Origin of the sequence: Winogradskyella eckloniae, assembly GCF_013249045.1 — a bacterium.
Lineage (GTDB): Bacteria > Bacteroidota > Bacteroidia > Flavobacteriales > Flavobacteriaceae > Winogradskyella > Winogradskyella eckloniae.
In genome coordinates this window covers 156,550-163,917 of sequence record NZ_JABRWP010000008.1, presented here as the reverse complement: position 1 = coordinate 163,917, position 7,368 = coordinate 156,550, and the positions used below count along the sequence as shown (strand labels likewise).

Below are 7,368 nucleotides of genomic sequence, written 5' to 3'. Positions count from 1 at the left end.
AATCGGCATCATCAAAATTTAAATGATAACTAACCGTAAAATCCGTAGACGATTGACTTCCTAATATTAACAGTGTCTGAGCACTTAAATCAAATTCTTCAAATCCATCATTGCTTATATCATCACACAACTCTAAGTCTGAGACTGGATTGATGGTGGGTTGACCAGAAACGTTTAAAACAAAAGACAGCACTTCAAAACAATCCGTATCTAAATATTCAACCCTTATAAAAATTGTTTCTCCATCAGTTCCAGAATAACTACTTGTGTCGGTAATCGGAGACATATCTGTCTCTGCATCAGCCAATGAATTATGATAAGACACAACTAAATCACCAGGATTACTCGCACTAGCAAGAACAACCGACGTATTGGATGCTAAATCAAAAATATATGGCGGTATTCCTGTATCACAGATATATAAATTATTTGGTGCTTCCGTTACAATTTCTGGATAAACATCAAAACAAACAACCTCAGTATACTCACAACCAAAATCATCTGTAACTCTATAAGTATAACAGTGTTGACCAGCAGTATCAGGCTGTACGGTAATATCATTACCAGAAGTACCTGTTATAGTAGGATCTGCATCCCAACCTTCAGAGGTAATTACAGGCGTAAAAGAAAGCTCTGGTGGTTGTAAATTTGGATCGAAATTAATAACCCAAGAAAAAATCGTACCATCATCTACAGTTAAATTATCAACAACTCTAATCGTCCAATCACCATTTAAAGGACTTCCTAATAAACTCGTAAAATCATCAACAGGTAAATATGTTCCCGGCGTCCATGATGCAGAAGGTGGGTTAGAGCCTGCAGTAATTGTAGGACCTTGATTTAAAAGTACCGATCCTGATAAAGAAAAACAATAATCTGCACCAATGCCTGGTACCTGATTGTCTAAATTGTTTGCGCCACCAAAATAAGTTCCTCCACCACCTCTGTCATATAATTGGGCAACTTGACCTGAAGGGCTAATAATATCAATCTCTAAGTCATTAGACCAAGAGTGTTCCATATTTATACAAATCTCTACGATTTGATTTACATCTGTTAAAGTCTGATTTGAGTCATAACAATCTACCGTTATTGAGGTTTCATATGTCGCTCCTGATTGATCTGGTAAAACCGTAGTTCCACTAGCAGGAGGTGTACAATCATTAATAAATTCTACCGCATTAACCACACCTGATATAGTCGTACTTTCACCAAAACATAAATTTGGCGCCTCAAACACAGTCCCTGCTGCTTCAGTACCCGTAAAATCCGGTTCTGTCGCTACTTGAACAACTTGGTTTATTAAATTAGTATTAGAACAACCTTCAGGAATTACAGTTGTATTCGTATCATTAATATTCAAATTCACAATATACACTCCTGGTGTATCGTAAGAGAAAGTAGCTGTTTGCCCATCTATGGTATTTCCATCACCAAGATCCCATTCATAAGAAGCCCCTGTGCCGTCTAAAGAAAAATTACCACTTCCTGTTAAAGTAATTTCTTCATTAGGACATACTCTAATATAACCATCACCATTTGGCGTTGGCGAAAAGGTATCTATTTGAGATGTTATAGTTTGACAAGGTGTTAAACACGAAATATTAGCTATCCAACCTGTGGTGTTACCATTTCCATCAGAAACAAATTCTATAGTAAGACAACCACTAGTGTTTCCAGGAGTTGCTGTAACCAAACCAGGACTATCTACACCAGAAAAAGACCCAAATGCTTCAGCCGGATCTGCAGTATCACTATTATAAATAGTCATTACATCTGCATTTAGTTGTGTGCTAAAGTCAGTAAAATCAATCTGAACCTTCTGTTCTGCATTTTCTGGACAAATAGTTAAAATAAAACTTTCGTCATTGCCATAAGGACCAAATTCTCCTCCTGAATCATAAAAAACACCTCCACACTGACTTACAGTTGCTGTTTGCATTAATACATCTTGTCCTATCACTAAAGAAGAACAAAATAAAGCTATAATTGTAATTATATATTTCATATTGTAATTCTTCTTTTATTGATATTGTGATTTAACAACTATATAATAATTTGTATTATCCACATGGTAAATTGCCGCAGAACGTGAATAAAACTTAAAACTATACTTTAAGGGATTAAAATTTTCAGGATTAAAAACAGCATCGTGTTCTAATTCTTCATTGTAATTATTAAAAACAGGTACTTCAGATAACTTTGTACATTCTTTCTGTTTTCCATTGTTAGTAATAATTTCTACGGTCACTCTGTTTCTAAGTATATTCTTAATACTCAATAAACGAAATGGGTTATTGTAAACATATTTTTCCGCATACTCACCATAAACTTCCTCAATTTGAGAACGTTCTGTGTCTGTTAGTGGCAATTTAACGTTATCATTAAACTCTATGACCTGTAATGGCTGTTGCTTATGCGATTGTTGGGATATCACTATTAAGGGTAGTGACATAATAGCTATTAAGACTAATAGTTTTTTCATTATTTCAACGGATTTTTTTAAGTTTCGAAAATTAAGAAAATTTTATATAAACCATTGTTAATTTGTCAAGGATATTGACATTTTAACGGTTTTTATTATATAACAGTTATATAATTATTTTCCCTACCCAATTCATCCTATTTTTATTGTTTATCTTTGCAACTTGTTTTTAAAAACTGAAACCTAATTATTTTAAAATGAAAATCGACAGTGATTTTAACGATATAGACGCCATAGGAGATGACCACATTGGCACCTCTAGCGATACACCTTTAAGAAAAGATGCTTTCAAACTTTCTAATGATGAAAAAATTGAGCGCATTAAAGAAGATGTAAAACATATTCTAGAAACCCTTGGATTAGATCTCAATGATGACAGTTTAAAAGGCACACCCAACCGTGTTGCCAAAATGTTTGTAAATGAAATATTTGGAGGTTTAGATCCCAATAAAAAGCCCAGTGCCTCAACTTTTGATAATAAGTATAAGTATGGTGAAATGCTTGTTGAAAAAAACATAACCGTGTACTCAACATGCGAACATCACTTATTGCCTATTGTTGGAAGAGCTCATATTGCTTATATCTCAAATGGTACTGTTGTAGGTTTGTCAAAAATGAATAGGATTGTTGATTATTATTCTAAACGACCACAGGTACAAGAACGTTTAACGATTCAAATAGTTAAAGAACTTCAACATGTATTAAATACGGAGGATGTTGCTTGTGTGATTGACGCTAAACACTTGTGTGTAAACTCTAGAGGTATCAGAGATATTGAAAGTAGTACCGTAACATCAGAATTTGGTGGCAAGTTTAAAGAAAAAGAAACACGAAGAGAATTACTAGATTACATACAACTAGATACTCAATTTTAGATTATTGATTCATTATTCAAACTAATTTCATGTCATTATATAATACAGAAGAATTAAAAATATACAATACGCTCAGTGGCGAGAAAGATATTTTTCAACCTATAACGGAAGGTTATGTTGGTATGTATGTATGTGGACCAACCGTATATAGTAACGTACATTTAGGTAATGTTAGAACTTTTATGTCCTTTGATATGATTTTTCGCTACCTGAAGCACTTAGGCTACAAAGTACGATACGTTCGTAATATTACGGATGCAGGACATTTAGAAAATGATGCCGATGTTGGTGAAGATAAAATTACAAAGAAAGCGCGTTTAGAGGCTATTGAACCAATGGAAATTGTTCAACGCTATACGGTCGATTTTCATAATGTTTTAAATACATTTAATTTTTTACCGCCTAGTATTGAGCCAACTGCTACAGGTCATATAATCGAGCAAATTGATTTAATCCAAGCGATTATTGACAATGGATTTGCTTATATCGTTAATGGCTCAGTGTATTTTGATGTTCATAAATACAATGAAACTAATGAATATGGCATTTTAAGTAAGCGAAAGCTCGATGACTTAATCCATAATACACGTGCGTTAGACGGTCAAAGTGATAAGAAAAACCCGCAAGATTTTGCGCTTTGGAAAAAAGCAGAACCAGCTCATATAATGCGTTGGCCTTCACCTTGGAGTGATGGTTTCCCTGGATGGCATCTAGAATGTACTGCGATGAGCACTAAATATTTAGGAGAATTTTTTGATATACATGGTGGTGGAATGGATTTAAAATTTCCGCACCATGAGTGTGAAATTGCACAAAACCAAGCCGCAAAAGGACAAGCACCAGTAAAATATTGGATGCATGCCAATATGTTAGAATTGAATGGTGCGCGTATGAGCAAGTCAACAGGTAACTATATCAATCCTGCTGAATTACTTTCAGGAGAAAACGACATATTGTCTAAAGCCTACAACCCAAGTGTCATTCGCTTTTTTATGATGCAAGCGTCCTACAGAAGTGTATTAGATTTAACAGATGCTGGTTTAGCTGCAGCCGAAAAAGGGTTCCATAGACTCATGGAAGCTATCGGATTAATTGATAATTTAAAAACAAATTCTTCATCTTCATTTGACGTTTCTGGTTGGAAAAAGAAATGTTACAATGCAATGAATGATGATTTCAATACACCTATTTTAATAGCCACACTGTTTGAAGCTGTAAAATTTATTAATCAGATAAAAGATGGCAGTGCTACCATTACTTCAGAAGATTTAAACGTATTAAACGCCACCATTAACACCTTCGTATTTGATATCCTTGGGCTCGTTAATATTTCAAAAGAAAATACAGGTAGTGCTAAATTAGCAAGTGCTGTTGAAATTTTAATAAACCTAAGAAAAGAAGCTAGACAGAATAAAGACTTCGCATTATCTGATAAGATCAGAGATCAATTAGCAGATGCTGGTATTCAGTTAAACGATAGTAGAGAAGGCACCACATTTACAACAAATTAAGTGTGAAAAAAATCTTGACATATCCTTTTTTAATGTTGATTAAATTTTATCAATCATTTATTTCGCCGTTAACACCAGCAACATGCAGGTATCAACCAACGTGCTCTCACTATGCAAAGGAGGCCTTGGAAGTCCATGGTTTTTTTAAAGGCGGCTGGCTTGCCTTAAAAAGAATTTTAAGTTGTCATCCCTTTGGCGGTAAAGGATTAGACCCTGTACCTCCCAAAGAGCATTAATATTAAGTTAATCTCATTTTCCATGACTATCAAAATAGTATCTTTGCCAAATAAATAGAATATATATGTTTTTACTACAGATTGATTGGGATCCTATTAAGTATATTGACTTAGGGTTTTTTAAACTGCACTTTTATAGCTTAATGTGGATTACAGCCTTTATTCTTGGCTTTCAAATCACAAAACGCATTTATAAAAATGAAGGCGAATCTGAAGAATCTTTAGATTCATTATTCATTTATTCTGTTTTAGGTATCATGCTTGGAGCACGATTAGGCCATGTTATTTTTTATCAATCACAACTTATCACAGAAGACTTTTTTAGCATTTTTCTACCATTTAAATTTAAAGGTGGTTTTGAGTTTACAGGTTTTCAAGGATTAGCGAGTCATGGTGCAGCAATAGCCATGATTATTTCTATGTACTTATATAACAAAAAAGTATTACACAAATCTGTGCTCTGGATTTTGGACCGTGTAGTCATTCCGGTCGCATTAGGTGCTGTATTTGTTAGAATTGGTAACTTTATTAATTCAGAAATCATAGGTAAAGAAACAGGAAGCGATTATGGTGTGGTCTTTAAACAATTAGGAGAAACAATGCCTAGGCATCCTGCGCAATTATATGAAGCTTTTTGTTACATTTTTGTCTTTTTAATACTTTTTTACTTCTATTGGAAAACAAAAAAATCTGAACAACAAGGCTTTTTATTTGGACTATTTTTGGTCTTATTATGGACCGTAAGATTCTTTGTTGAGTTTGTAAAAGAAGCTCAAAATATTGAACGTGCAGATTGGGCATTAAATACAGGGCAATGGTTAAGTATTCCGTTTATAATAATTGGGCTGTATTTTATGTTTATATATAAACCAAAATCAAAACTGAGCTAATGCGTAATTCTCCCATTATTAAAGTTCTATTCATGTCTTTAGTCCTTGTATTTGTTGCTTCTTGTAAAAAAGAAAACCCAACAAAAACAAAAGATAAAGTTGTTGTAAACTTTAAAAAAGAAGGTACGCTAACCCTTAAAAAAGCTAGCTCAGATTCCATTATTAAATCCATTGATATAGAAATTGCGGATAACGACTACGAGACCCAAACAGGATTAATGTACCGAACACAGCTTAAAACTAATCACGGAATGCTCTTTATTTTTCCTGATGTAGAATTTCGTAGTTTCTATATGAAGAATACTAAAATTCCTTTGGATATAATTTACATTGATGAATCCCTTTCTATTGTAAGTTTTCAAAAAAATGCAAAACCTTTTGACGAAACGTCCCTTCCATCTGAAGCGCCAGCAAAATATGTATTAGAAATTAATGGTGGTTTATCTGATGAATGGCAGCTTAGCGTTGGCGATAAAATTAGTTTCACTAAAATAACAAATGATTAAAGGGGTAGATCTCAATATTACCACACCTATAGGACATCAATTGGGTCTCACGGTTTTTAAACCAAAATCTTCAAATCATAAAAGCATTATTATTTCTTCAGCCACTGGAGTCCTTCAACATTACTATTTCAAATTTTCAACCTATTTTTCAGAATTAGGTTACACCGTTTACACATTTGATTATTCTGGCATAGGAAAATCCTGCAAGAATAACGCACAATTACGATCAAGTAACGTCGATTTAAAGACTTGGGGCGAAAATGATCAAGCCTCAGTGATTGCTTTTGCTAAACTTCAAAATGAAAATCATAAAATAATAGTAATAACACATAGTATTGGAGGTCAACTTTTAGCCTTTAATACAAATGCTTCAAAAATAGATGCTATTGTTACTGTGGCTTCACAAAGTGGATATTGGAAACATTGGAACGGTTTTGAACGCTTTAGAATGATTACGTTTTGGTATCTTTTAATTCCTGTTTTAACACCTCTATTTGGTTATTTTCCTGCGAAAAAAATAGGACTTTTTGAAAACCTACCAAAACTCGTAGCCTACCAATGGCAACGTTGGGGAAAACACAAAGACTATTTACTAAGTGAATTTGATTTTGACGAACTTCAATTTAAAAATTATAATAAAAGCATGTTAGCCTTAAGTTTTCCTAAGGATAAATTTGCAAGTAAATCTTCTGTAGATTGGTTAGCAAAACAATTTGTAAACGCTCACGTTGATAGACAACACATTACACCTAAAAATTTTAACATTGACAATGTAGGTCATTTTGGATTCTTTAGACCTCAATTTAAAGAATCGTTATGGGAAATGACACATAATTGGATAAAGAATACTTTGTAAACCTTCAGA

General features: G+C 33.5%; 8 protein-coding genes. 6 read left to right on the top strand and 2 right to left on the bottom strand.

The genetic code is table 11. The features are described 5' to 3' along the window. Positions 1–2,008: PKD domain-containing protein (locus HNV08_RS13735; protein WP_173281922.1), on the bottom strand; the 2,008-nt coding region annotated here is incomplete at its 3' end. Between the two features lie 15 nt (positions 2,009–2,023). Then, the gene (locus tag HNV08_RS13730; protein WP_173281921.1) at positions 2,024–2,485 is read right to left on the bottom strand and encodes a hypothetical protein; all 462 of its coding nucleotides are present in this window, start codon (positions 2,483–2,485) and stop codon (positions 2,024–2,026) included. Between the two features lie 197 nt (positions 2,486–2,682). Here HNV08_RS13730 and folE point away from each other — a divergent pair, with 197 nt between their 5' ends. The 6 genes from folE to HNV08_RS13700 all read left to right on the top strand — a co-directional run bounded on the left by folE (position 2,683) and on the right by HNV08_RS13700 (position 7,359). Next, positions 2,683–3,360: a GTP cyclohydrolase I FolE gene (gene folE / locus HNV08_RS13725; protein WP_173281920.1), complete on the top strand. Its 678-nt coding sequence runs from the start codon at positions 2,683–2,685 to the stop codon at positions 3,358–3,360. Between the two features lie 29 nt (positions 3,361–3,389). Then, a complete protein-coding gene (gene cysS, locus HNV08_RS13720) occupies positions 3,390–4,871 on the top strand; it encodes a cysteine--tRNA ligase (RefSeq protein WP_173281919.1) in 1,482 nt (493 codons plus the stop codon). A gap of 32 nt (positions 4,872–4,903) precedes the next feature. Beyond that, positions 4,904–5,107: a membrane protein insertion efficiency factor YidD gene (gene yidD, locus HNV08_RS13715; protein ID WP_194242024.1), complete on the top strand. Its 204-nt coding sequence runs from the start codon at positions 4,904–4,906 to the stop codon at positions 5,105–5,107. 65 nt (positions 5,108–5,172) lie between these two features. Continuing rightward, positions 5,173–5,997 carry a prolipoprotein diacylglyceryl transferase gene (lgt, locus tag HNV08_RS13710; RefSeq protein ID WP_173281917.1) on the top strand — a complete coding sequence of 275 codons (825 nt, stop codon included), beginning with the start codon at positions 5,173–5,175 and terminating at the stop codon, positions 5,995–5,997. After that, complete coding sequence (locus tag HNV08_RS13705; RefSeq protein ID WP_173281916.1) at positions 5,997–6,503, top strand: DUF192 domain-containing protein; 507 nt, start codon at positions 5,997–5,999, stop codon at positions 6,501–6,503. The genes lgt and HNV08_RS13705 overlap by 1 nt, the downstream gene beginning before the upstream one ends. Continuing rightward, the gene (locus tag HNV08_RS13700; protein WP_173281915.1) at positions 6,496–7,359 is read left to right on the top strand and encodes an alpha/beta hydrolase family protein; all 864 of its coding nucleotides are present in this window, start codon (positions 6,496–6,498) and stop codon (positions 7,357–7,359) included. Before HNV08_RS13705 ends, HNV08_RS13700 begins: the two co-directional genes overlap by 8 nt. Positions 7,360–7,368: the final 9 nt, after the last annotated feature.

Excerpts from the sequence above, each read along its gene's own strand:
- HNV08_RS13730 (WP_173281921.1), bottom strand. The coding sequence starts at position 2,485 with ATGAAAAAACTATTAGTCTTAATAGCTATTATGTCACTACCCTTAATA.
- folE (WP_173281920.1), top strand. The coding sequence starts at position 2,683 with ATGAAAATCGACAGTGATTTTAACGATATAGACGCCATAGGAGATGAC.
- cysS (WP_173281919.1), top strand. The coding sequence starts at position 3,390 with ATGTCATTATATAATACAGAAGAATTAAAAATATACAATACGCTCAGT.
- yidD (WP_194242024.1), top strand. The coding sequence starts at position 4,904 with ATGTTGATTAAATTTTATCAATCATTTATTTCGCCGTTAACACCAGCA.
- lgt (WP_173281917.1), top strand. The coding sequence starts at position 5,173 with ATGTTTTTACTACAGATTGATTGGGATCCTATTAAGTATATTGACTTA.
- HNV08_RS13705 (WP_173281916.1), top strand. The coding sequence starts at position 5,997 with ATGCGTAATTCTCCCATTATTAAAGTTCTATTCATGTCTTTAGTCCTT.
- HNV08_RS13700 (WP_173281915.1), top strand. The coding sequence starts at position 6,496 with ATGATTAAAGGGGTAGATCTCAATATTACCACACCTATAGGACATCAA.